At 43.3% G+C, this 24,336-nt stretch carries 23 protein-coding genes, 8 tRNA genes and 2 rRNA genes; all 33 read left to right on the forward strand.

Annotated elements, in window-relative coordinates:
- Positions 1-54: 54 nt before the first annotated feature.
- Complete coding sequence (gene purR, locus ERX27_RS09445) at positions 55-879, forward strand: pur operon repressor (protein ID WP_133432590.1); 825 nt, start codon at positions 55-57, stop codon at positions 877-879.
- Between the two features lie 13 nt (positions 880-892).
- Positions 893-1,267: a RidA family protein gene (locus ERX27_RS09450; RefSeq protein WP_133432591.1), complete on the forward strand. Its 375-nt coding sequence runs from the start codon at positions 893-895 to the stop codon at positions 1,265-1,267.
- Between the two features lie 29 nt (positions 1,268-1,296).
- Positions 1,297-1,683 carry a septation regulator SpoVG gene (spoVG, locus tag ERX27_RS09455; protein WP_133432592.1) on the forward strand — a complete coding sequence of 129 codons (387 nt, stop codon included), beginning with the start codon at positions 1,297-1,299 and terminating at the stop codon, positions 1,681-1,683.
- A gap of 109 nt (positions 1,684-1,792) precedes the next feature.
- Entirely contained in the window at positions 1,793-3,148 is a 1,356-nt protein-coding gene (gene glmU, locus ERX27_RS09460) for a bifunctional UDP-N-acetylglucosamine diphosphorylase/glucosamine-1-phosphate N-acetyltransferase GlmU (RefSeq protein ID WP_133432593.1), read from the forward strand.
- Positions 3,149-3,167: 19 nt separating this feature from the next.
- Positions 3,168-4,133, forward strand: a complete 966-nt coding sequence (locus tag ERX27_RS09465) for a ribose-phosphate diphosphokinase (RefSeq protein ID WP_133432594.1) — start codon at positions 3,168-3,170, stop codon at positions 4,131-4,133.
- A 145-nt stretch (positions 4,134-4,278) separates the two neighbouring features.
- Positions 4,279-4,935 carry a 50S ribosomal protein L25/general stress protein Ctc gene (locus ERX27_RS09470; RefSeq protein ID WP_133432595.1) on the forward strand — a complete coding sequence of 219 codons (657 nt, stop codon included), beginning with the start codon at positions 4,279-4,281 and terminating at the stop codon, positions 4,933-4,935.
- 93 nt (positions 4,936-5,028) lie between these two features.
- Positions 5,029-5,601, forward strand: coding sequence for an aminoacyl-tRNA hydrolase (pth, locus tag ERX27_RS09475; protein WP_133432596.1), 573 nt, complete (start codon positions 5,029-5,031; stop codon positions 5,599-5,601).
- The gene (mfd, locus tag ERX27_RS09480) at positions 5,598-9,098 is read left to right on the forward strand and encodes a transcription-repair coupling factor (RefSeq protein WP_133432597.1); all 3,501 of its coding nucleotides are present in this window, start codon (positions 5,598-5,600) and stop codon (positions 9,096-9,098) included. Before pth ends, mfd begins: the two co-directional genes overlap by 4 nt.
- Positions 9,085-10,572: a polysaccharide biosynthesis protein gene (locus tag ERX27_RS09485; RefSeq protein ID WP_133432598.1), complete on the forward strand. Its 1,488-nt coding sequence runs from the start codon at positions 9,085-9,087 to the stop codon at positions 10,570-10,572. The genes mfd and ERX27_RS09485 overlap by 14 nt, the downstream gene beginning before the upstream one ends.
- 9 nt (positions 10,573-10,581) lie before the next feature.
- The gene (locus tag ERX27_RS09490; RefSeq protein WP_133432599.1) at positions 10,582-11,736 is read left to right on the forward strand and encodes a MazG family protein; all 1,155 of its coding nucleotides are present in this window, start codon (positions 10,582-10,584) and stop codon (positions 11,734-11,736) included.
- A complete protein-coding gene (locus tag ERX27_RS09495) occupies positions 11,723-11,992 on the forward strand; it encodes an RNA-binding S4 domain-containing protein (RefSeq protein WP_133432600.1) in 270 nt (89 codons plus the stop codon). Before ERX27_RS09490 ends, ERX27_RS09495 begins: the two co-directional genes overlap by 14 nt.
- An 11-nt stretch (positions 11,993-12,003) precedes the next feature.
- The gene (locus ERX27_RS09500) at positions 12,004-12,363 is read left to right on the forward strand and encodes an FtsB family cell division protein (RefSeq protein WP_133432601.1); all 360 of its coding nucleotides are present in this window, start codon (positions 12,004-12,006) and stop codon (positions 12,361-12,363) included.
- 73 nt (positions 12,364-12,436) lie between these two features.
- Entirely contained in the window at positions 12,437-12,820 is a 384-nt protein-coding gene (locus ERX27_RS09505; protein ID WP_133432602.1) for a S1 domain-containing RNA-binding protein, read from the forward strand.
- Positions 12,821-12,880: 60 nt separating this feature from the next.
- Positions 12,881-14,107: a tRNA lysidine(34) synthetase TilS gene (gene tilS / locus ERX27_RS09510; protein ID WP_133432603.1), complete on the forward strand. Its 1,227-nt coding sequence runs from the start codon at positions 12,881-12,883 to the stop codon at positions 14,105-14,107.
- A gap of 1 nt (position 14,108) precedes the next feature.
- On the forward strand, positions 14,109-14,645 hold the full coding sequence (gene hpt / locus ERX27_RS09515; protein WP_133432604.1) for a hypoxanthine phosphoribosyltransferase: 537 nt from the start codon (positions 14,109-14,111) through the stop codon (positions 14,643-14,645).
- Positions 14,646-14,755: 110 nt separating this feature from the next.
- The gene (gene ftsH, locus ERX27_RS09520; protein WP_133432605.1) at positions 14,756-16,834 is read left to right on the forward strand and encodes an ATP-dependent zinc metalloprotease FtsH; all 2,079 of its coding nucleotides are present in this window, start codon (positions 14,756-14,758) and stop codon (positions 16,832-16,834) included.
- Between the two features lie 59 nt (positions 16,835-16,893).
- Positions 16,894-17,769, forward strand: coding sequence for an Hsp33 family molecular chaperone HslO (hslO, locus tag ERX27_RS09525; RefSeq protein WP_133432606.1), 876 nt, complete (start codon positions 16,894-16,896; stop codon positions 17,767-17,769).
- A 70-nt stretch (positions 17,770-17,839) separates the two neighbouring features.
- Positions 17,840-18,769: a cysteine synthase A gene (cysK, locus tag ERX27_RS09530; RefSeq protein ID WP_133432607.1), complete on the forward strand. Its 930-nt coding sequence runs from the start codon at positions 17,840-17,842 to the stop codon at positions 18,767-18,769.
- A 77-nt stretch (positions 18,770-18,846) separates the two neighbouring features.
- The gene (gene folP, locus ERX27_RS09535) at positions 18,847-19,632 is read left to right on the forward strand and encodes a dihydropteroate synthase (protein ID WP_133432608.1); all 786 of its coding nucleotides are present in this window, start codon (positions 18,847-18,849) and stop codon (positions 19,630-19,632) included.
- Positions 19,622-19,981: a dihydroneopterin aldolase gene (gene folB / locus ERX27_RS09540; RefSeq protein WP_133432609.1), complete on the forward strand. Its 360-nt coding sequence runs from the start codon at positions 19,622-19,624 to the stop codon at positions 19,979-19,981. The genes folP and folB overlap by 11 nt, the downstream gene beginning before the upstream one ends.
- Positions 19,982-19,985: 4 nt before the next feature.
- Positions 19,986-20,465, forward strand: coding sequence for a 2-amino-4-hydroxy-6-hydroxymethyldihydropteridine diphosphokinase (gene folK, locus ERX27_RS09545; protein ID WP_133432610.1), 480 nt, complete (start codon positions 19,986-19,988; stop codon positions 20,463-20,465).
- Between the two features lies 1 nt (position 20,466).
- Entirely contained in the window at positions 20,467-21,465 is a 999-nt protein-coding gene (gene dusB, locus ERX27_RS09550) for a tRNA dihydrouridine synthase DusB (protein WP_133432611.1), read from the forward strand.
- Positions 21,466-21,467: 2 nt separating this feature from the next.
- Positions 21,468-22,955 (forward strand): lysine--tRNA ligase, encoded by a 1,488-nt coding sequence (gene lysS, locus ERX27_RS09555; protein ID WP_133432612.1) that lies wholly within the window; start codon positions 21,468-21,470, stop codon positions 22,953-22,955.
- 215 nt (positions 22,956-23,170) lie between these two features.
- A 5S ribosomal RNA gene (gene rrf, locus ERX27_RS09560) occupies positions 23,171-23,285 on the forward strand.
- A gap of 11 nt (positions 23,286-23,296) precedes the next feature.
- A tRNA-Val gene (locus ERX27_RS09565) sits at positions 23,297-23,372 on the forward strand.
- 11 nt (positions 23,373-23,383) lie between these two features.
- Positions 23,384-23,459: transfer RNA gene (locus tag ERX27_RS09570), tRNA-Thr, on the forward strand.
- Positions 23,460-23,468: 9 nt separating this feature from the next.
- Positions 23,469-23,544: transfer RNA gene (locus ERX27_RS09575), tRNA-Lys, on the forward strand.
- An 11-nt stretch (positions 23,545-23,555) separates the two neighbouring features.
- A tRNA-Gly gene (locus ERX27_RS09580) sits at positions 23,556-23,630 on the forward strand.
- Between the two features lie 32 nt (positions 23,631-23,662).
- A tRNA-Leu gene (locus ERX27_RS09585) sits at positions 23,663-23,751 on the forward strand.
- Positions 23,752-23,765: 14 nt separating this feature from the next.
- Positions 23,766-23,842: transfer RNA gene (locus tag ERX27_RS09590), tRNA-Arg, on the forward strand.
- Between the two features lie 10 nt (positions 23,843-23,852).
- Positions 23,853-23,926, forward strand: a tRNA-Pro gene (locus tag ERX27_RS09595).
- A gap of 14 nt (positions 23,927-23,940) precedes the next feature.
- A tRNA-Ala gene (locus ERX27_RS09600) sits at positions 23,941-24,016 on the forward strand.
- 122 nt (positions 24,017-24,138) lie between these two features.
- Positions 24,139-24,336 (forward strand): 16S ribosomal RNA (locus ERX27_RS09605); the annotation flags it as partial.

Raw genomic sequence — 24,336 nt, forward strand, 5'->3', positions numbered from 1 at the left:
AGCCGAACGTTTATGATATATTATATTTAAAATATACGTAAATGAGGCAGAGAAATGAAGTTTAAACGTAGTGAAAGAATAGTATATATGACGAGTTACTTACTTCGTCATCCTAATGAACTGGTGCCGCTCACTTATTTTGTTCAGAAATTTGAGCAGGCTAAATCTTCCATCAGTGAAGACATCCAGATTATTAAAGAGACTTTTATCAAAGAAAAAATGGGAATTATCACAACAACAGCCGGTGCAAGTGGTGGCGTGACATTCAGACCAATGATGTACAAAGAAGAAGCGGAGCAGCTGGTAGACCGCCTATGCGATATGCTGCAGGAAGATGAACGATTACTGCCAGGCGGCTATTTATTCATGTCAGATATGGTCGGGAATCCAAGACTGCTTGGACAAGTAGGCGAGTTGATCGCAACGATGTATATGGATAAAGAAATTGATGCGATTGTGACAATCGCAACGAAAGGGATTTCTCTGGCCAATGCAGTCGCAAATATTATGAATCTGCCTGTAGTGGTCATTCGTAAGGATAACAAGGTGACAGAAGGTTCTACAGTCAGCATTAACTATGTTTCGGGTTCATCTCGTAAAATTGAAACGATGGTGCTTTCTAAGCGTACATTACCTGAAGGTTCAAATGTCCTGATAGTCGATGATTTTATGCGTGCAGGGGGCTCTATTACAGGTGTCATGAATTTAATGAATGAGTTTAAGGCCAAGGTTGCAGGGGTATCTGTACTTGTAGAATCTAAAGAAGTTAAAAATCGATTAATAGAGGACTATACTTCGCTGGTGAAACTCTCAGATGTAGATGAATACAACCAGTCTTTTACTGTTGAAAAAGGTAATTGCCTGAATTTTTTTAAATAGAGGAGAATGAATGATGGAATCAATTATTTCTAACAAAGTAGCGGCAGCAATCGGACCATACTGCCATGCTGTTAAAGTGAACAACATGGTATACACAAGTGGACAACTTCCTCTTACAGCGGATGGCGTATTAGTAAGTGAAGATGTACAGGCACAAACTGATCAAGTTTTAAAGAATCTTCAGTTAGTGTTAAATGACTGTGGCTCTGATTTAAATCAAGTCGTTAAAACAACGATTTTTATCAAAGATATGAATGATTTTCCTTTAATCAATGAAGTATATGGCAACTTTTTCAGTGAGCATCTCCCAGCGCGTAGCTGTGTAGAAGTGAGTCGTTTACCTAAAGACGTAAAAGTGGAGATTGAAGTCGTAGCACTCGTTCATTAATCGAAACTATTTGACAGGGGGCAACTCAAGTGAAAGTTACAGATGTTCGATTAAGAAAAATTGATACTGATGGTCGCATGAAAGCACTTGTTTCAATCACGCTTGATGATGTATTTGTAATCCATGACCTGCGAGTGATTGAAGGAAATTCCGGTATGTTCGTTGCAATGCCAAGTAAACGGACACCCGATGGGGAGTTTCGTGATATCGCTCATCCGATCAACAGCGATATGCGTCAGGAAATTCAGCAGGCGGTCATGAAAATCTATGATGAGACACCTGAATCATCGTCTGAAAATGCAGAACCACAACCTGAAGTTCAGACTTATGGTGAAGAAGAGGCGACAAGTGTCGAAGTAGAAGGCCTGATAGAAGACGATTCACAGACAACTATAGAAGAAGATCTTCAGCGATAAATGACAAGGAGAGCGCAACGCGCTCTCCTTTTATTATAGGATAAGTGCTTGAAAGTCACTTAGATGTTAAATTATAATAGAGGTAACGCGAATTTTGGAGGCTTTCAATATGACTAGACAAGCAATTATCCTGGCAGCAGGTAAAGGCACTCGTATGAAATCAAAACTCTACAAAGTGCTTCATCCTGTGACAGGTAAACCAATGGTAAAACATGTCATGGATAACATCAGACAGTCAGGCGTGACAGAAGTGGTTACCATTGTGGGACATGGTGCAGATCAAGTGAAAGAACTGCTTGGCAGTGAATCGAAATTCAGCATGCAGAACGAACAGCTGGGAACTGCCCATGCAGTTTCGATGGCAAAAGAACATCTAGAAAATCATACAGGTACGACAGTTGTCATCTGCGGTGATACACCGCTTATCTCTAAAGAAACAATTGAGAGTTTTATTGCACATCATGAACAGAGCGGGGCTAAAGCCACTATTTTATCGGCAAAGACCAACCAACCTTTCGGCTATGGCCGTATTGTCAGAGATGACAAAGGAGAAGTTGAAAAAATCGTCGAGGAAAAAGACGCTAATATCGAAGAAAAGCTCATCAATGAAGTCAGCTCAGGCACTTTCTGTTTTGATAATCAGGCCTTGTTTGAAAAACTGGCGCTTGTTAAGAATGACAATGCACAAGGTGAATATTACTTACCTGATGTCATTGAGCTGCTGAAAGAAGAAGGCGCTAGAGTAGAAGCGTATGTTACTGAAAACTTTGAGGAAACACTAGGCGTCAACGACCGTGTTAACCTGGCACTTGCTGAAAAACTGATGCGTCGACGTATTAACCAGCAGCACATGCTGAACGGTGTAACCTTGCTTGATCCGGATAACACTTATATCGATAGTGAAGTTGAAATCGGTCAGGATACTGTTATTCATCCAGGTGTATCACTGAAAGGCAAAACGGTAATCGGTGAAGAAGTCATCATTATGGCACATAGTGATATTAAAAACAGTACGATTGGAGACCGGGCAGAAATCAAGCATTCTGTCATCACTGATTCTATCGTGGGTACAGATTCTGCCGTTGGACCTTTTGCACAGCTTCGCCCAGGCAGCGACATCGGCAGAGAAGTAAAGATCGGGAATTTTGTCGAAGTGAAGAAAGCCAAACTGCATGACGAGGCGAAAGTATCGCATTTAAGTTATATCGGAGATGCAGAGATCGGTGAACGGACGAATGTAGGCTGTGGCTCTATTACAGTCAACTATGATGGTAAGAATAAATTCAAGACTGTCGTCGGTAAAGATGCTTTTATCGGTTGCAACTCAAACTTGGTAGCTCCTGTTACAATAGGAGATGGCTCTTTTGTTGCGGCAGGTTCAACGATTACAGACAACGTGCCTGAAGAAAGTCTTGCATTAGGACGCGCGCGCCAGACGACTAAAGAAGGTTATTACAAAAAATAAAAGCTGTGGAGGCTGAAAAATGTTATATAACGAAATTAAAGACACGAAGTTAAAGATTTTCTCACTGGAAAGTAATCATCTGTTAGCAGACGAAATTGCGAAGCATGTTGGTTTACCTTTAGGTAAATCAAGCGTCAAACGCTTCAGCGATGGTGAGATTCAGATCAATATTGAAGAAAGTATCCGTGGCTGTGATGTTTTCATCATTCAATCAACCTCTAATCCGGTCAATGACCATTTAATGGAACTCCTTATTATGATTGACGCTTTAAAACGTGCGTCAGCCGTTACTATTAACGTCGTGATGCCTTACTATGGTTATGCACGTCAGGACCGTAAAGCACGCAGCCGTGAACCGATTACGGCTAAACTCGTTGCTAATTTACTTGAAACAGCAGGTGCAGACCGTGTCATCGCACTTGACTTACACGCTCCACAGATCCAAGGTTTCTTCGACATTCCAATTGACCACTTAATGGGTGAGCCGATTCTGTCGGATTATTTCCTGGAAAAAGAAGATATCGATTTAGAAAGCTTAGTCATTGTTTCACCAGACCACGGTGGTGTAACACGTGCGCGTAAAATGGCGGACCGTCTGAAAGCACCGATTGCTATCATCGATAAACGTCGTCCAAAACCAAATGTAGCAGAAGTGATGAATATCGTCGGTGACATCAACGGTAAAACAGCGATTATTATCGATGACATCATTGATACAGCAGGTACCATTTCAATTGCAGCACAGGCTTTAATTGATAAAGGCGCTAAAGAAGTGTATGCATGCTGTACGCACCCTGTTTTATCAGGTCCTGCTTTTGAACGTATCGAAAATTCAGCAATCAAAGAACTGATTGTGACAAACTCTATTAACTTACCACAAGAAGGCAGACCAGCTAAGATCGTTCAGTTATCAGTAGCAGAACTTCTTGCTCAAGCTATTGTTCGTATTTACGAACAAGAATCAGTCAGTATTTTATTCGATTAATTTTCAGCAAAGATGTTTAAGTTTTCGTGGACCGGGTATTCAGTATTTATAAGAGAAAATAAACGCTATGCAAGCAGGTTTACACAACTGATGGGCAGGCGTAGGAGTTCCTTAGGATGAGGGACACGAAAGGTAGGAAATAAACATGACTCATTTAAAAGCAGTCGAAAGACCAGGGAAATCAAAACGTTCAGAACTTAATGAATTAAGAAATACAGGTAAAATTCCAGCCGTTATCTATGGTTACGGTGCAGCTAACACAGCGGTTCACGTTGACGCTGCAGAATTTACTAAAGTTATGCGTGAAGTGGGACGTAACGGTGTTATCGAACTTGGTTTAGATGCAGGCAGTACAAAAGTGATGGTATCTGATTATCAAGTAGATCCTATTAAACATCAAGTGACACATATTGACTTCTTAGCAATCAATATGAAAGCTGAATTAACAGTAGATGTAACAGTTACATTAACTGGTGAAGCAAAAGGTGCTGAAGAAGGTGGCGTTGTTCAGCAACCATTATTCACTTTATCAGTGACTGCGACTCCAGACGATATCCCTGAAACAATTGAAGTAGATGTAACAGAATTAAATATTGGTGACTCTATTACTGTTGGGGATTTACGTGGCAACAAAAATTACACAATCAACAACGAAGACGATGAAGCAATTGTTTCAGTTGTACCACCTACAGTGGTGGAAGAAACTGATGAAGACGAAGAAGCTGCTGAAGGTGAAGGCACTGAAGGCGAAGCAACTACTGAAAGTGAAGAAACAGACGCTTCAGAAGAAAAAGCTGAATAATCGTCATCATTTAAACAGACAGCCAAGGCTGTCTGTTTTTTTATGTTGTAAAAATCGTTATAATAGATTAATGAACTTTAAATGGAGGTTCCTATGAAATGTATAGTAGGGCTCGGTAATATCGGGCGTAAATTTGAACATACGAGACACAATATAGGATTTATGGTAATAGATGAACTCTGTCAGAAACATGGTTTAGAGCTGGATAAGCAGAAGTTCAATGGATTGTATACGATTGCGACGATTAAAGGAGAAAAAGTACTGCTAATTGAACCAATGACTTATATGAATTTATCGGGTGAAGCTGTACGACCTTTAATAGATTACTATAAAGTCACGACGGAAGACATCTTAGTCCTCTATGATGATTTAGATATGCCACCTGGCCGTCTGAGACTACGTCCTAAAGGTTCTGCTGGGGGTCATAATGGAATGCGCTCACTGATCCAGCATTTTGGGACGGATGAATTTAAGAGAGTTCGTATCGGCATCGGCAGGCCACCTGGCCGTATGAAAGTACCTGATTTCGTTCTGCAGAGGTTTTCTGATGACGAAATGATAACGATGAACCGTGTTATCGACCGTACGATTGAAGCATGTGAAACGTTTCTGACGGGGGAGCGTTTTGAGAATGTCATGAATCAGTATAATGGTGATGTGAATTGAAACCGCTCATTTCTACAATTGTGCAGCAGGATGAACGGTTCAGGGAATTAGTAGCCGTCTTCGGCAGGAAAAACTTACTCATCACAGGACTGAACCCGTCAGCTAAAGCTGTGATGATGGCTGAACAGTATTTAACTCAAGACCGACAGATGATAATTGTCACTAATAATCTTTATCAGGCAGAACGACTGGAAAATGATCTTGCACAGCTCATCCCTGTTGATGAGCTATATAAATATCCTGTGCAGGATATCATGATAGAAGAATTCTCAACGAAGAGCCCGGACCTCATGAGTGAACGAATTCGTACTTTGACTCAACTCTCTAATGATGAGAAGGGTCTATTTATCGTGCCGATAAATGGCCTGAAGAAATTACTGAGTCCGAAATCCTTATTTAAAGCACACGTCATTCAGTTTAAAGTAGGAGAAGATGTTGAACTGAATGTCCTGCAGCAGCAATTAGTTGATATGGGTTATATGAGACGTAATCAAGTGACGACAGTCGGCGAGTTCTCAGTGCGCGGAGGATTGATCGATGTCTTTCCGATGATCGGCCGCCCTGTCAGAATAGAGCTGTTTGACACGGAAGTGGACAGTATCCGCTATTTTGATGCGGATACCCAGCGTTCTGAAGAGAATATTGAAAGCGTGGAACTGACAGCAGCGAGCGAGTTTATTTTTAATGACGAACAGATTACGAGCATCAGAACAGGTCTTGAGACTGCGCTACAGGAGACAGAGAAAAAACTGTCTAAAGAAGCACAGCAGGATCTGCGGGATACGTATGACAATCTGATTTCTCACTCGGCAGAATTACTCGATCATAATGTCCTGCGTCGCGCGATTAAATTCGCTTATCCAGATGAAACGACGATAGTAGACTATCTGCAGCGTGACGCTCTCGTTGTAGTGGATGAGTTTAATCGGGTGAAAGAAGCGGAAGAAAGTATTTCCAGAGAAATAGAGGAATTTCAGCAGTCATTAATAGAAAGCGGCAGAGGATTTATCGGACAGCGGTTCATTAAAGAAGAAGCGTTCCATCAGCTGCTCAATCATTTTACGACTACATTCTTTACACTCTTTACTGCAACAATGCCTGTCAAAATAGAAGAAATCGTTAAGTTTTCCTGTAAACCAGTCCAGCAGTTCTATGGTCAATACGATCTTATGTTCTCAGAGTTTGATCGCTTCAGGAAACAGGATTATACCATGGTGGTCCTGGCATCAAACCCGACTCGTAAGAAGAAGATTCAGGATATGCTTCTGGATATGCAGCTGCCTGTTGCAGTGGAACGAGCAGCAAAGCCTGGCATTGTCATTATTACAAGCGGTGACCTGTCAGAAGGATTTGAGCTGCCTTACATGAAGCTTGCCGTCATCACTGAAAGAGAACTGTTTAAGCTGAGAAAAGAAAAGCCGAGACGTCATCAGAAGAAACTCTCCAACGCTGAAAAGATTAAATCTTATCAGGAACTGAATGTCGGAGACTATGTCGTTCATATCCATCACGGTGTAGGACGCTACCTGGGTGTTGAGACACTGGAAGTCAATCAAGTGCATAAAGACTACATCAAGATTCAGTACAAAGGCACTGACCAGCTCTTCGTACCGGTCGATCAGATGTCCTACGTTCAGAAATTTGTCGGTTCAGAAGACAAAGAACCGAAACTGAATAAGATGGGCGGCACCGAGTGGAAGAAAACAAAGGCGCGTGTGCAGAGCAACGTCAATGAGATTGCAGATGAATTACTCAAACTGTATCAGGAACGTGAACGTATTCAAGGTTATCAGTTTGGACCTGATACGGAAGAACAGGATACTTTTGAGATGGACTTTCCCTATACACCAACAGAAGATCAGATGCGTTCACTGGAAGAAATCAAGGAAGACATGGAGAAACCGAAGCCGATGGACCGGTTGTTATGCGGCGATGTCGGTTACGGTAAGACAGAAGTCGCTGTGCGAGCAGCGTTCAAAGCAGTGATGGACGGCAAGCAAGTCGCATTCTTAGTACCGACAACCATCCTTGCCCAGCAGCATTATGAAACATTTATCGAACGTATGCAAGATTATGCTGTTGAGATTCAGATGATGAGCCGCTTCCGAACAGCAAAAGAGATCAAGGAAACAAAAGAAGGACTGAAATCAGGATTTGTTGATATCGTGATTGGTACACATAAACTACTGAGTAAAGATGTCATCTATAAAGACCTCGGTCTATTGATTGTCGATGAGGAACAGCGTTTCGGTGTGACTCATAAAGAAAAGATCAAGGCACTGAAAACCAATGTTGATGTACTGACGTTAACCGCAACACCGATTCCGCGGACGCTGCATATGAGTCTTCTCGGCGTACGTGACTTATCAGTCATTGAGACACCGCCTGAGAACCGTTTCCCGGTCCAGACTTATGTGCTCGAGTATCAGCATAATTTTATTAAAGAGGCACTCGAGCGAGAACTCGCCAGAAATGGACAGGTCTTCTATCTCTACAACCGTGTAGCGACCATCTATCAGAAGGCAGAACAGCTGGAGATGATGATGCCGGATGCGCGTATTGCGGTTGCGCACGGCCAGATGTCGGAGCGCGAACTGGAAGAGACGATGCTCGGTTTTATCAATCACGAATATGATATTCTGGTAACCACAACAATCATTGAAACCGGTGTCGATGTGCCAAATGCGAATACACTGATTATTGAAGATGCCGACCGCTTTGGCCTCAGTCAGCTCTATCAGCTGCGGGGCCGCGTAGGACGAAGTAATCGTATCAGTTATGCTTACTTCCTGCATGCACCTAACAAAGTGCTGACTGAAGTGGCTGAACAGCGTCTGCAGGCTATCAAGGAATTTACGGAACTCGGCTCAGGGTTCAAGATTGCGATGCGTGACCTGAACATACGGGGCGCCGGTAATCTTCTCGGTCGTCAGCAGAGTGGTTTCATCGATTCTGTCGGTTATGATCTCTATTCAGAGATGCTGCAGCAGGCTGTGAACGAAAAACGTGGTATCGAGCCCGTTCAGGAACGACCTGATATAGAAGTCGATGTCCAGGTGGATGCTTATATTCCGGCTGAATATATTCGCGAAGAACAGGCAAAAATCGAGTTCTACAAGAAACTCCGTCATATTCAGTCAGAAAAAGAACTGATGGATGTCCAGGATGAAATGACTGACCGTTACGGGGATTATCCGGTTGAAGTCGAGCGTCTGCTCGATATCGTGAAGATTAAAATCAATGCACTTCAGTTCGGTATTACATTAGTGAAAGAAAAAGGAAAAGAGATTGAGCTGACTGTCTCCACGGCATCAACTGCCAAAGTAAACGGAGAGCAGCTGTTCAAAGACACTGAAGCATTCGGTCGCGACTTAAAAGTGGGTGTCGCAAACGGCCAGATGACATTATCGCTGAAAAAAAGAGGAAACTGGCTGCAGTCACTCGTGCAGCTGACCGATATTATGCAAGGAAGTATCACAATCGATGGCGAAGAATAATGTCTTTAATTCAGTCATCATTTTAACGGTGTCGATGCTTCTTGTGAAAATTCTGAGTGCCTTGTACAGGGTGCCTTATCAGAATGTACTCGGGGACACGGGTCTGTATGCTTATCAGCAGGTCTATCCAGTGGCGGCCATTGTGGCAGTACTCAGCTTGAATGCTGTGCCGAGCGTCATCAGCCAGTTCGATCATGAATATGCAGAGAAAGTCTACCGTCTTCTTAGAATCAGCAGTTTTATCCTGCTGATTCTATTCATGATTTTCAGTGGTCTGATAGCGAGACTGATGGGGGATCCTAACCTGACTTCAATGCTCCGCATATCGCTTCTTGTCCTGCTGCCTTTCAGCTTCGTCGCTGTCGCTCGTGGAGAATTGCAGCAACGCGATGCGATGCGGACTATTGCAGTCTCACAGCTGATTGATCAGGTGATACGCGTCTCTGTCATACTACTCGGCATCTATCTTTATACGACCGGCTTTTCGATTTATGAAAGCGGCGCTGTCAGCATACTTGGATCTTTCCTCGGTATCAGCGGCGCGTGGTTATATTTAAGACGTAAAGGACGTATTAAGCCGGCAGACAGTCTCAGCAAAACTCAACTCAAGCAGTTCCTGCTCTTGACGCTTTTTTATGCACTCAGTTACCTCATCATGATTCTCTGGCAGCTCGTCGATAGTTTTACAGTTCTTAATATGCTCAAACATATCGGTTACAGTCTGCAGGACAGCAGAGAACTGAAAGGAATCTACGACCGGGGGGCATCGCTCATTCAGATGGGACTGATTGTCACCACTTCTTTTGCCTTGGTGCTCATTCCCCTGCTCGCTCAGGCTAAGCGTCAGGGACACCATCAGGAGATGAACGATTATGCAAGCTCTGCGCTTAAAATCACGATTGTTTTCAGCAGTGCAGCGAGCATCGGACTGCTCAATCTGATTAAACCGTTCAACCTCTTTTTATTCAAAAGTGATACCGAAGCAGTGACGCTTGCTGTTTATATGCTTGCGGTCATCTTTGTGTCGCTGATTATTATGTTTACAGCCATGCTGCAGATTACAGAAGATTACCAGATCCAGGCCATTGGTGTTGTGTCAGGACTGCTCACTAAAATTGTTCTGAATATCGTCTTGATTGCAAATTTTGGTATACTGGGGGCAGCAATTGCAACAGTCAGCGGGTTAGTCGTCTATACAATTGTACTTTTCCGTCGGATTATCCAGCGTTATACGCTTCAGCTGAAATCCTTCACGGTGCGCTGGGCCATGACATTAGTGGTGATGTCCATCGTCCTTCAGTTCACTCTTCAGCTGCCTTTTACAGATAGACTGAGTGCGCTGATAGTCTCTCTTGTCGGTGTGGCAGCAGGCGTGCTGATTGTAGGATCTGCAATGATAAAATTTAAGATAATTTCTGCTGATGAATGGATCCATCTGCCTTTTGGAGAACATGTCATCAGATGGATGAAATGAGGGGAATAGATGAATAAAATTACAGTGATCGGTCTCGGTAACTATGGACTGGATGAACTGCCTTACGGTATATATCAAATGCTGACAGCAGGACAGAAAGTCTATGTCAGAACGCTGAAGCATCCAGTGATAGAAGAGCTGCCTGATGTAGAGTGGGAGAGTTTTGATGCTGTTTATGAAAAACATGAACAGTTCCCGGCCGTCTATCAGGAGATTGTGGATACACTCTTAAAAGAGGCGGAAGAAAATGAGGTTCTGTATGCTGTACCGGGTCACCCAATGGTTGCCGAATCAACGACGCAGCTGCTGCTTCAGTCAGACGCGCCTATTGAAGTCAAAGGCGGGAAAAGCTTCATCGATGACTTATTTACAGCAGCAGGCGCAGATCCAAATGATGGTTTTCAGTTGCTGGATGCGACTGCGTTTGATGCACGTCACTTAAACATCAGAAATGCACTTGTTGTCACGCAGGTCTATAATCAGATCGTAGCAAGCGACCTTAAGATTACATTACTTGATCATTATCCGGCAGAACATCCGGTCAAAGTGATTACCGCTGCACGGAATCATGACTCAGAAGTCAAAGAAGTGCCGCTCTTTGAAATGGACCATGATTTCAGTGAATCGAATCTGACAAGCCTTTATATTGACCCTGTCACAGGTACCGGCCTTTACGGGGAACTGACAGAGCTGAACAGTGTTATGGCGACATTGATTAGTCCGGACGGCTGTCCGTGGGATCAGAAACAGACGCATCAATCATTAAGACGCTACTTGATTGAAGAAAGCTTCGAATTGATCGAAGCGATTGACGCAGATGATATCGACCATATGATTGAAGAACTCGGGGATATTCTTTTACAGGTCGTCTTTCATGCCGCTCTTGCTAGAAGAGACGAGTTGTTCGATATAAGAGAAGTGATTGAAGCGGTAACGGATAAGATGATCCGACGCCATCCGCATGTCTTTGGGGATGCGGTCATCAACAATCTGGATGATCTGAATCAAGTATGGGAACAGGAAAAGAAAAACGAAGGAAAAGAAAAACGCGACATCAAGGTCGAGAAACAGTTTGCAGATCTTTTCATGGCGCTTTATGAAAAAGTTAAAGAAGGCGTTTCTCTGGAAGAAGCGCTGCAGGAGGTTAAATATGAGACTCGATAAATACTTAAAGGTATCACGCTTAATTAAAAGACGCACACTTGCCAAAGAAGTGAGCGATCAAGGTCGTATTACCATCAACGGCAATACGGCAAAAGCATCTTCAGTGGTCGCAGTGGGCGATGAACTCGTCATCAGACTGGGACAGCGTATCGTCACAGTTGAAGTAACAGGTTTATCTGAGCATGCCACTAAGGATAATGCCAAGCAGATGTTTGAAGTGAAAAAAGAAGAAAAAATAACGTCCTCACCAGAATAGGAGGCGGATGAATGGCTCGTAAAGTCAATCAACTTGATAATGCATATACACGTGAGAAACGCATCAAACTGAAAGCCAGCCGAGTGGTGCGCAAACGGCTGACGGTTTTCGGTGGCTTTCTACTGGCGATACTTCTTTTTCTTTCTGTGATGATGTTCATGCAGATGAATCAGAATAAAGAACTGAAAAATGCCTATCAGGAAAAATCAGTTGAACTGAAGAAACTAAAGGATCAGGAAATTGCACTTAAAGAACAGTTGAAGCAATTAAACAGCAAAGAATACATCACTAAAGTCGCACGCAGTGAATATTTCCTGAGCAATGACGGCGAGATTATTTTTAAATTGCCTGAAGAAGACGCTGAAAAGTAGCGAGTGAGTTGTTATTTCATGGAATCAGGCATATAATGAAAAGGAAAAAATATCGGGAGGATTTAGCAAATCTATGGCAATTGAAGTCGGAAGTAAGTTAAAAGGTAAAGTAACAGGGATTAAGAATTTCGGTGCATTCGTGGAACTGCCAGAAGGAAAAAGCGGACTTGTTCATATCAGTGAAGTAGCGGATAGTTACGTTGAAAATGTAGCAGACCACCTGGAAATGGGACAGGAAGTAGAAGTAAAAGTATTATCTGTCGGTGATGACGGGAAAATCAGTCTGTCAATCAAGAAGGCGAAAGATCGTCCGAAACCACCAGCAGCACCGAAGCAGGAAAAGAAACCTGAGGATTTTGAAAAGAAACTTTCAAACTTCCTTAAAGATAGTGAGGAACGACTTACTTCTGCAAAACGTCAGACAGAACGTCGCGGCGGTAAAGGCGCGAGACGTTAATAGCATAAATAAAAGATTGTCTCTAGCGGGACAGTCTTTTGTTATTTAAGGAGATGTGAAATGGAAATCAACTGGAAAGAGACAGACAGGGTCGCTGTAGCCGTTTCTGGCGGAGTTGATTCGATGGTATTGCTGGATAAAGTAAGGCGTTCCGGACATTATAAGACCTTATCCATTTTACATGTCCATCATGGTTTAAGAGCAGAGTCAGACGCAGAAGCGGCTATGATTGTAGAATACTGTGGACAATATGAACTGCCCTTTCATATGACACGTGTCCCGAGTGATTATTTTAATCCTGACCGGAGTATCCAGAACGAAGCACGCGATTTTCGCTATCGATTTTTTGATGACATGTCTCTGCACTTTGATTGTCTCCTGACGGCTCATCACCGTGACGACCAGATAGAGACTGTACTCTTCAGGTTGTTTACGGGACGCTCTCAACTGCAGCCGCTTGGAATCAGTCAGCTGGATAGAGGATATCCGGTGTACAGACCGTTACTGCGTGATTCGAAAGCCTCTTTATATCACTATGCTGCACGGCATCAAGTTCCTTTTATGGAGGACACATCAAATGAAAAATCAGACTACACAAGAAATGCGATTCGCCATCAGCTGATTCCTGTCATCAATCAGATAGAAGGGCTGTCAGCAACACATTTAAATGATCTCGCTGACTGGCAAAGTGAAGTACTTGCCATCATAAAGGAGCAGGCGGATCGAATCCTGGCAGTGTTTAACGAACAGCGAAGCTATAACAGACAACTGTTCAACACTTTAAATCCAGTCGTCAAACGGCAGGTACTTATGAGTCTCATCGAAAATCATGCAGCAAGTCATGCAGAAGTGTCACGTCACTATCTTGATGAAATTATCAGAGTGATAAGCACTGACAAAGCACAGGCCAGCTATCCTTTGACAGACGAGCTGCAGCTGGAAGCCGCTTACGATCAGCTGTACCTGGTAGACTCGTTGGATCAGTTAAATGAACTGATGATCACACGACCTGGACAATTTGAATTTAACGGATTTATGATTCAACTTACGGCCCCGATAACTGATATAATCAGAGTGAGGGTTTTTGAACCGGGTGACTACATCATCATCAACCAGCAACATCAGAAACTGAGCCGTATTTTTATCAATAAAAAAATTCCGCGTTTTTTGAGAGAACGGATGCCTGTGGTAACAGTCAATGAAGAGGTCATTGCGGTAGGAAATCTGAAGAAAAATCATCACCCATTCAATCAACATCTACATATTAAATTTAAAGGAGCAGAATAAGATGCATAAAGATATCGGAAGTATCGTACTAACAGAGGAACAAATTCAAGCAGCATGTGAAAGATTAGGAAAGCGACTGACAGAGGATTACAAACATACAGTTCCGCTTTGTGTAGGTATTTTAAAAGGGTCTGTGCTGTTTATGACAGATTTAATCAAAAAAATCGATACACACGTTGAGATTGATTTCATGGATGTATCAAGCTATCACGGCGGTACAGAGTCAACAGGAGAAGTAAAGATCCTGAAAGACTTAAGTACATCTGTTGAAGGCCGCGACGTCATCATCATTGAAGATATTCTGGAAACAGGAACGACTTTAAACGCAATCATTGATCTGTTAAGCTACCGTAAGGCGAATTCAATTGAAATCGTGACATTATTAGATAAGCCGTCCCGCCGTAAAGTAGCGATTGAAGCAAAATATGTCGGCGAAAAAATTCCGGATGACTTCGTCGTTGGATATGGTCTGGATTATCAGGAAAAATATCGTAACCTGCCGTATATCGGTTTATTAAAAGAAGAAGTTTACAGCTAGTTTTGATAGTTTGACTATTTTTGATATTTCAAGTGTAATTAGTAGAGAGTTACTATCAAAATATGTTAAAATTTCATCTAGCTTTACAAATGAGTAGGAGGATAATGTGAATGCAAAAAGCCTTGCGTAACGTCTTGATGGTTGCCTTATTCGGCATCGTCATTTTTGGGGTTTTCTCATGGATTAACGGTAATGGCGCCCTACCAAAACCTATCACATACACTAAGTTAATGACTGAGCTTGAAAAGGGGAACGTTAAAGAATTAACATTACAACCTGAGCAAGGTGTCTATTTAGTCAATGGTAAGTTGAAGGATGCCAAGGAAAATGAATCATTTACATCAGTGGTTCTTTATAACAATGAAGAGGACTTGAAGCACATTACAGATATAGCTGAGTCCAATAAAGGAAAAATGGAATTTAATATTAAACCAGCGGATAAAGATAATGCCTTCTTAGGTTTAATATCAACTTTACTGCCTCTTTTATTATTAGCTTTCTTCTTTATTTTCTTTTTATCACAGTCACAAGGTGGCGGCGGCGGTGGCCGTGTGATGAACTTCGGAAAATCTAAAGCAAAACTGTACGACGACAAAAAGAAAAAAGTTCGTTTTACAGATGTTGCAGGTGCAGACGAAGAGAAACAGGAACTTGTTGAGATTGTCGATTTCTTAAAAGACAACCGTAAGTTCAAAAAAATGGGTGCTCGTATCCCTAAAGGGGTTCTGTTAGTAGGTCCTCCGGGTACAGGTAAAACTTTACTTGCACGTGCTGTTGCAGGTGAAGCAGGTGTACCATTCTTCTCTATCAGTGGTTCTGACTTCGTAGAAATGTTCGTCGGTGTCGGTGCGAGCCGTGTCCGTGACTTATTCGAAAATGCGAAAAAGAATGCACCTTGTATTATTTTCATCGATGAAATTGACGCAGTCGGTCGTCAGCGTGGTGCCGGTGTCGGTGGTGGACATGATGAACGTGAACAGACACTGAACCAGTTACTTGTTGAAATGGATGGCTTCGGTGAAAACGAAGGTATCATCATGATTGCAGCAACAAACAGACCAGATATCCTGGATCCAGCTTTACTACGTCCAGGTCGTTTCGACAGACAGATTCAAGTAGGACGTCCAGACGTTAAAGGCCGTGAAGCGGTCCTTAAAGTACATGCGCGCAATAAACCACTTGATGAAACAGTCGATATTAAAGCGCTGAGTCAGCGTACACCAGGTTTCTCAGGTGCAGATCTTGAGAATTTACTGAATGAAGCAGCGCTTGTCGCAGCTCGTCAAGGCAAAGCTAAAATTGATATGCGTGATATTGATGAAGCAACAGACCGCGTTATTGCAGGTCCAGCTAAAAAATCTCGTGTTATCTCAGAAAAAGAACGTAATATTGTCGCATGGCATGAAGCGGGTCATACAGTCATCGGTAAAGTACTTGATGAAGCAGAGATGGTTCATAAAGTGACAATCGTTCCTCGTGGTCAGGCTGGCGGTTACGCGATGATGTTACCGAAACAAGATCGCTACTTTATGACGAAACCGGAACTTCTCGACAAGATTGTTGGTTTACTTGGCGGTCGTGTCGCTGAGGAGATTACTTTCGGTGAAGTATCAACAGGTGCGCATAATGACTTCCAGCGTGCGACAGGTATCGCTCGTAAGATGGTGACTGAATATGGTATGAGTGATAAGCTTGGACCTCTGCAGTTTGGTACGAGTGAAGGCGAAGTCTTCTTAGGTCGTGACATGGGTCATGAACCAAACTATTCAGATCAGATCGCTTACGAAATTGATCTCGAAGTGCAACGTATCATCAAGGAATCTTATGAGTGTTGTAAGCAGATTTTAACAGAGCATCGTGCTCAGCTTGATTTAATCGCTAAAACGTTACTTGTTGAAGAAACATTAGTTGCAAATCAAATCGACAGCTTATTCCATCAAGGTACACTGCCTGAAGTGAACTATGATGATTCACATCTCTATCATATCGATGAACGTCGTGTGAAAAACCATACGACTGATGAGCGCGTCATCGTGAAAGACGTTGATGAGCACCCATCTGAAGATGATAAAGTCGGCTCTTCATATGAAGAGGTTAAACGTGAACTTGAAAACGGCGGCGAAGTAGCAGATGAGAATGACAACGAACCAGAACCTAACGTGGATCGTTTAGATAAAGACAAATTTTAAATATGAATCCCTTTCCTCTTCATTGCAAGATGAAAGGGATTTTTTAAAGGAGAATGATTATGACACAGGATTATTTAGTGAGAGCACTCGCGTTCAATGATGAAGTTCGAGCATTCAGCGTACGTTCAACTCAGACTGTACAAGTAGCACAGGACAAACATTATACATGGCCGACAGCATCAGCAGCACTTGGACGTTCAATGACAGCTGGACTCATGATGGGTTCAATGTTGAAAAATGAAGAGAAACTGACTATTACGATTAACGGAGGCGGGCCAATCGGGCAGATTATCGTTGATGCGAACGGTAAAGGTGAAGTACGTGGCTACGTCACAAATCCGCAGACACACTTCGACTTGAATGAGCACGGTAAGCTTGATGTGGCGCGTGCTGTCGGAACTGAGGGTTCTTTAAACGTCGTGAAAGATATCGGTATGCGGGACTTTTTCACAGGGTCTACACCGATTGTCTCGGGTGAACTTGGTGAAGATTTCACTTACTACTTTGCGACAAGTGAACAGGTACCTTCTGCAGTGGGTCTAGGCGTTCTCGTTAACCCTGATAACACTATCAAAGCAGCAGGTGGTTTTATTATTCAACTGATGCCTGGTGCATCTGAAGAAACCATCAGTGCGATTGAGCAGCACCTCGGTGCAATGGAGCCGGTCTCAAAACTGATTGATAAAGGTCTGTCACCAGAACAAGTGCTTGAAGAAGTGCTTGGCGAGGACAATATCCGTATTATCGACCGCATGGATGTTGAGTTTAAATGTAATTGCGGTAAAGAAAAGTTCAGTACTGCCATTAAGGGGTTAGGTAACGCAGAAATTGACAGTATGATTAAAGAAGATGGTGGCGCAGAAGTGGAATGTCATTTCTGTCGCGAGAAGTATCATTTCAGTGTCGAAGAACTGGAAGCATTGAAAGAAGCGTAAAAACTACCCAGACCGAATGCAAAATGTTACACTTAATCCGATAACAATACTATGTTTTGAGGTGGAATAAATGAGCAAACGTGTCAATAATATTACTGAAGTCATCGGCAACACACCATTAGTGAAGTTAAACAGAGTAGTTCCTGAAGACGCAGCAGATATCTATGTGAAGCTTGAATATCAGAACCCAGGTTCATCTGTGAAAGATCGTATTGCACTTGCTATGATTGAAGCAGCGGAAGCAGCAGGCGAGTTAAAAGCGGGGGATACAATTATTGAACCGACTTCCGGTAACACGGGGATTGGTCTTGCGATGGTCGCAGCTGCTAAAGGCTATAAAGCTGTACTCGTTATGCCTGACACAATGAGTCAGGAAAGACGCACATTACTTCGTGCATACGGAGCTGAACTTGTGCTGACACCTGGTGCTGAAGGCATGAAAGGTGCTATCGCTAAAGCGAACGAACTGAAAGAGTCTAAAGGTTACTTCATGCCACAGCAATTCGAGAATATGGCAAATCCAGAAGTGCACAAACGCACGACGGGCCCGGAAATTGTGTCAGCGATGGAAGGACTGTCTATCGATGCCTTTATCAGCGGCGTTGGTACAGGTGGTACTCTGTCAGGTGCAGGTTCAGTGATCAAAGAAAGTCATCCATCTGTTGAAATCGTTGCAGTTGAGCCTGTTGATTCACCGGTTTTAAGCGGCGGTCAGCCTGGCCCTCACAAAATTCAAGGTATCGGTGCAGGATTTGTACCGAAAACACTTGATACAGAGATGTATCAGTCAGTCATTCAAGTGGGAAATGACGAAGCGATGGAGATGAGTAGACGTGTTGCCCGTGAAGAGGGTATTCTTGGCGGTATCTCGTCTGGCGCAGCGATTCATGCAGCGATTAAAAAAGCGCAGGAACTCGGCGCAGGTAAAAATGTTGTAGCGATTCTGCCAAGTAATGGGGAACGTTACCTATCTACACCCCTCTATGCTGAATATCATTAATTATTAAATTTCGGACTATCTTATATAAGATAGTCCGCTTTATTTGTTATAATTGATGCATTATGGAGGGTGAGACAATGACTTTAATAATGGGTATATTGAATGTGACACCTGATTCGTTCTCGGATGGCGGTCAATATAACAGTGTGGAAAAAGCAGTGATGCGTGTAGAGGAAATGATAGAAGAAGGCGTGGATATCGTTGACATAGGTGGGATCTCAACGCGCCCCGGCTTTGAAGAGATTTCAGTAGAAGAAGAACTGGACCGCGTTGTAGAAGTGGTTAAGGCCATTCGTCCTTATGATGTCCTGATTTCAGTCGATACTTACAGAAGTGAAGTCGCAGAAGCTGTGCTTAAAGAAGGCGCAGATTTCATCAATGATCAGTGGGCAGGCAAATATGATCCAGCCATCTTTGATGTAGTGGCTCAGTATGATGCAGGTATTTTCCTCATGCATAATGCAGAGCAGATTGTTGAGACAGATGACATTATGGAAGCAATTATTGATGATCTATTGCTGCAGGTCGATCTTGCACTTGATGCAGGTATCAAAGAAGATAATATCTGGCTTGATCCAGGAATTGGATTCGCCAAGACAAGACAGCAGGAAATAGAGACGATGCGCCGTCTTGATGAACTATGCAGCGTGGGTTATAAAGTACTCCTTGCTACGAGCCGCAAACGGATGGTGAAAGATCTTCTGGATGACGGGCTGCCTGCTGATCAGCGCGACGAAGGAACTGCGGCGACAACAGCATGGGGCATTATGCAAGGTGTTGAAGCTGTCCGAGTGCATAACGTGGCAATGAACGAAAAGATTGCGAGAGTGACAGACAGACTGCGAGGTATCTATAATGGATAAAATATTTCTGAGTGGTATGAAATTTTATAGTTATCATGGTGTTTTTGCAGAAGAAAATAAACTCGGTCAGATTTTTATTGTCGATGCTGTTCTTACCCTTGACCTGAAAGAAGCGGGAAAGACAGATGACCTTGAGACTACCATCAATTATGGTGAAGCCTATCAGCTGATCGAAAAAGAGATGGAGACACCCTCTAAACTCCTTGAACATGTTGCTGAAAGAATCGTACGCGCACTTTTCGAGCAGTATGAACGACTTGAAGAAGTAACGATTAAGATTACAAAACAAAATCCTCCGATTGCGGGTCATTATGACGGAGTCGGTATTGAAATCAACCGTGTGAGGTAGTATAATGTCTACTATTTACTTGAGTCTTGGCAGCAATATTGGAGACCGCAGGCAGCAGCTGACTGATGCTGTACGCTTGCTCGGTGAACAAGCGCAGGTCAAAAAAGTATCGTCTGTCTATGAAACTGCGCCGGTTGGTGGAGTCGAACAGGACGATTTTTATAATATTTGTGTTGAACTGGAAAGTGAACAGGCACCAGAAGAGATTCTTGCGATGTGTCAGGCTATCGAGTCACAGCTGAACCGCGTACGAATCGTTCACTGGGGTCCGCGGACAATCGATCTGGATATTCTGATGATTGACGACTATGTCATTGAGACAGAAGACCTGAAAGTACCGCATCCTTATATGTTAGAACGGAGCTTTGTGCTCATCCCTCTGGCCGAAATAGCGCCGGAAGCCATTCATCCTAAGGCTAAAAAAATGATTAAAGAACTTGTCCATGAAGATAAAGAAGTAAGGAAAACAGAAGTGAGGCTATAATATGTGGAAAATAGGCGATATAGAAATCAATAATAAAGTCGTACTCGCGCCAATGGCAGGTGTCTGTAATGCAGCATTCCGCCTGACAGTCAAAGAATTCGGTGCAGGTCTTGTCTGCGCTGAGATGGTCAGTGACAAAGCGATTTTATTCAATAACGAGAAGACGATGAAGATGCTCTACATCGATGAGAATGAGCGTCCGTTATCTCTGCAGATATTTGGCGGCGAGAAAGAAACATTAGTTGAAGCGGCGAAATATGTCGATCAGAATACGACGGCGGATATCATTGATATCAATATGGGCTGTCCTGTATCTAAAATCATCAAGTGTGAAGCAGGCGCCCGCTGGTTGCTGGACCCTCCTAAAATCTATGAGATGGTCTCTGCAGTAGTAGAAGCCGTCAATAAACCGGTGACCGTGAAGATGCGAATCGGCTGGGATGATGACCATATCTATGCAGTTGAAAATGCGAAGATGATAGAAAAAGCCGGTGCTGCAGCAATAGCGGTCCATGGCCGTACACGTGTTCAGATGTATGAAGGTCATGCAGACTGGAGTGTCATCAAACAAGTGAAAGAAGCGGTATCAATCCCTGTCATCGGTAATGGGGATGTCACATCACCTGAAAGAGCCAAGCAGATGCTGGAAGAAACAGGAGTAGATGCAGTCATGATCGGGCGAGAGGCACTAGGAAACCCGTGGATGATTTATCGTACTGTCCATTATCTCGAAACAGGTGAACTGAAGCCGGAACCTTCTATTTCAGAGAAGATGGATGTTGCAGTACTACATTTAGACCGCCTGATTCATCTGAAAGGTGAGAAAGTCGCTGTGATGGAGATGCGTAAGCACGCATCATGGTACTTAAAAGGGATTAAAGGCAACGGTAAAGCGCGTAAACTGATTAATGCAGCCGAGACACGCGATGAATTAGTTGATATACTAAGAACATTCGAACAACAAGTGCTAGAAGAAACTAAAGTAGCAGAAGGAGTGTAATAATGACTGAAGAATTAAACGACCAGATGCTGGTGCGTCGCCAGAAAATGCAGGATCTGATGGATTTAGGTATTGATCCATTTGGCCAGAAATTTGAACGAACTGGAAATGCCGTAAGTCTGACTGAAGCATGGGATGCTTTTTCGAAAGAAGAACTCCATGACAAAGAAGAAGAATCAAAAGTCGCGATTGCCGGCCGTATCATGACGAAACGTGGTAAAGGTAAAGCAGGATTTGCGCATATTAAAGACCTTTCAGGCCAGATTCAAATCTATGTCCGTAAAGATGCAGTAGGAGACGAACAGTTCGAGCTGTGGAACAACGCAGATTTAGGTGATATCGTCGGTATTGAAGGTGTGATGTTCAAAACGAATACAGGCGAACTGTCTGTTAAAGCTCAGAACTTCACGATGCTTTCTAAAGCGCTTCGCCCGCTGCCAGATAAATTCCATGGACTGCAGGATGTAGAACAACGCTATCGTCAACGTTATCTTGACTTGATTACAAGTGATGATTCTACTCAGACATTCATTACACGTAGCCGCATCATTCAAGAGATGCGTAACTATCTGAATCAGAAAGGCTTTCTCGAAGTTGAGACGCCAATGATGCATGCCATTGCCGGTGGAGCAGCAGCACGTCCTTTCGTGACGCATCACAATGCACTGGATATGACGCTTTATATGCGTATTGCGATTGAACTTCATCTGAAACGCCTGATTGTCGGCGGTCTGGAGAAAGTCTACGAAATCGGCCGTGTCTTCCGTAACGAAGGCGTGTCAACTCGTCATAATCCAGAGTTCACAATGATCGAACTGTACGAAGCGTATGCGGATTATAATGATATCATGGACCTGACAGAAGAACTGATCGCTTACCTTGCAGAAAAAGTGACGGGTTCAACAACTGTGTCTTACGGCGGGGAAGAGATTAATCTCGCACCGAAGTGGCGCAGATGGCATATGGTAGATGCTGTTAAAGAATATACAGGTGTTGACTTCTATGAGGTTAAATCCGATGAAGAAGCGCATCAGCTGGCAAAAGAACATGGTATCGAAGTGAAACCGAACATGAAATATGGTCATATACTCAATGAGTTCTTCGAGCAAAAAGTAGAGGAAGAACTGGTTCAGCCTACCTTTATTTATGGCCATCCGGTAGAAATCTCACCATTAGCAAAACAGAATAAAGAAGACAAACGATTTACAGACCGTTTTGAACTGTTCATTGTACGTCGTGAACATGCGAATGCCTTCACTGAGCTCAATGATCCTGTCGATCAGCGTCAGCGTTTTGAAGCGCAGATGGTCGAGAAAGAAGAAGGTAACGACGAAGCACATGAAATGGATCACGATTTCATTGAAGCGCTTGAATATGGTATGCCGCCTACAGGTGGACTGGGTATAGGTATTGACCGTCTAGTCATGCTTCTTACAGACTCAGCTTCTATTCGTGACGTCCTGCTCTTCCCTTATATGAGACAAAAGTAGTCTTTTTATACTGTCGCAGTAGCGGCAGTATTTTTTTATGAAAAAAATGAGTATAAAGTGTTGACTTTAGTTTTGAAATTATGTAATATAAAAAAGTCGCTTGAGACAGGAAATTAAAGCTTGTAAAGACAAAGTTAACTTTGTTAAGACGGTGTAAAATTTACTGTTGAATTATTAAGGACAAGCGAGTATAATTCATTAAGTACTGAATTTTGCCTGGTGATGATGGCAGAGAGGTCACACCTGTTCCCATACCGAACACAGAAGTTAAGCTCTCTAGCGCCGATGGTAGTTGGACTTACGTTCCGCGAGAGTAGGATGTTGCCGGACAGAATTCATTTGGAGGATTAGCTCAGCTGGGAGAGCATCTGCCTTACAAGCAGAGGGTCGGCGGTTCGATCCCGTCATCCTCCACCATTTTCTATTATGCCGGAATAGCTCAACTGGTAGAGCAACTGACTTGTAATCAGTAGGTTGAGGGTTCAAGTCCTTTTTCCGGCACCATTCATTCTAGAGCCATTAGCTCAGTTGGTAGAGCATTTGACTTTTAATCAAAGGGTCAGAGGTTCGAATCCTCTATGGCTCACCATTAATAATTTTGCGGAAGTAGTTCAGTGGTAGAATACAACCTTGCCAAGGTTGGGGTCGCGGGTTCGAATCCCGTCTTCCGCTCCATTATTCCTTACAATAAATAATTTATATAGATTGCCGGGGTGGCGGAACTGGCAGACGCACAGGACTTAAAATCCTGCGGTAAGTGATTACCGTACCGGTTCGATTCCGGTCCTCGGCACCATTTAATTTCATCTAGCGCCCGTAGCTCAATTGGATAGAGCGTTTGACTACGGATCAAAAGGTTAGGGGTTCGACTCCTCTCGGGCGCGCCATTTATAGCTACGGGAAGTAGCTCAGCTTGGTAGAGCACTTGGTTTGGGACCAAGGGGTCGCAGGTTCGAATCCTGTCTTCCCGACTTACTAAATATATGGGGGCTTAGCTCAGCTGGGAGAGCGCCTGCTTTGCACGCAGGAGGTCAGCGGTTCGATCCCGCTAGTCTCCACCATTTATTTAAATGAACATTGAAAACTGAATGACAATATGTCAACGTTAATTCCAATAATTTGAGTACTAACAGTACTTTCAAGAGTGATTGGCTCAACCAATCAAAGAGCTTTATCAAACACTTTTATGGAGAGTTTGATCCTGGCTCAGGATGAACGCTGGCGGCGTGCCTAATACATGCAAGTCGAGCGGATAGACGAGGTGCTTGCACCTCTGAAGTCAGCGGCGGACGGGTGAGTAACACGTGGGTAACCTACCTGTAAGACTGGGATAACTTCGGGAAACCGGAGCTAATACCGGATAATATTTTCCACCTCATGG

The sequence above is a fragment of the Macrococcus brunensis genome (assembly GCF_004359615.1).
Lineage (GTDB): Bacteria > Bacillota > Bacilli > Staphylococcales > Staphylococcaceae > Macrococcus > Macrococcus brunensis.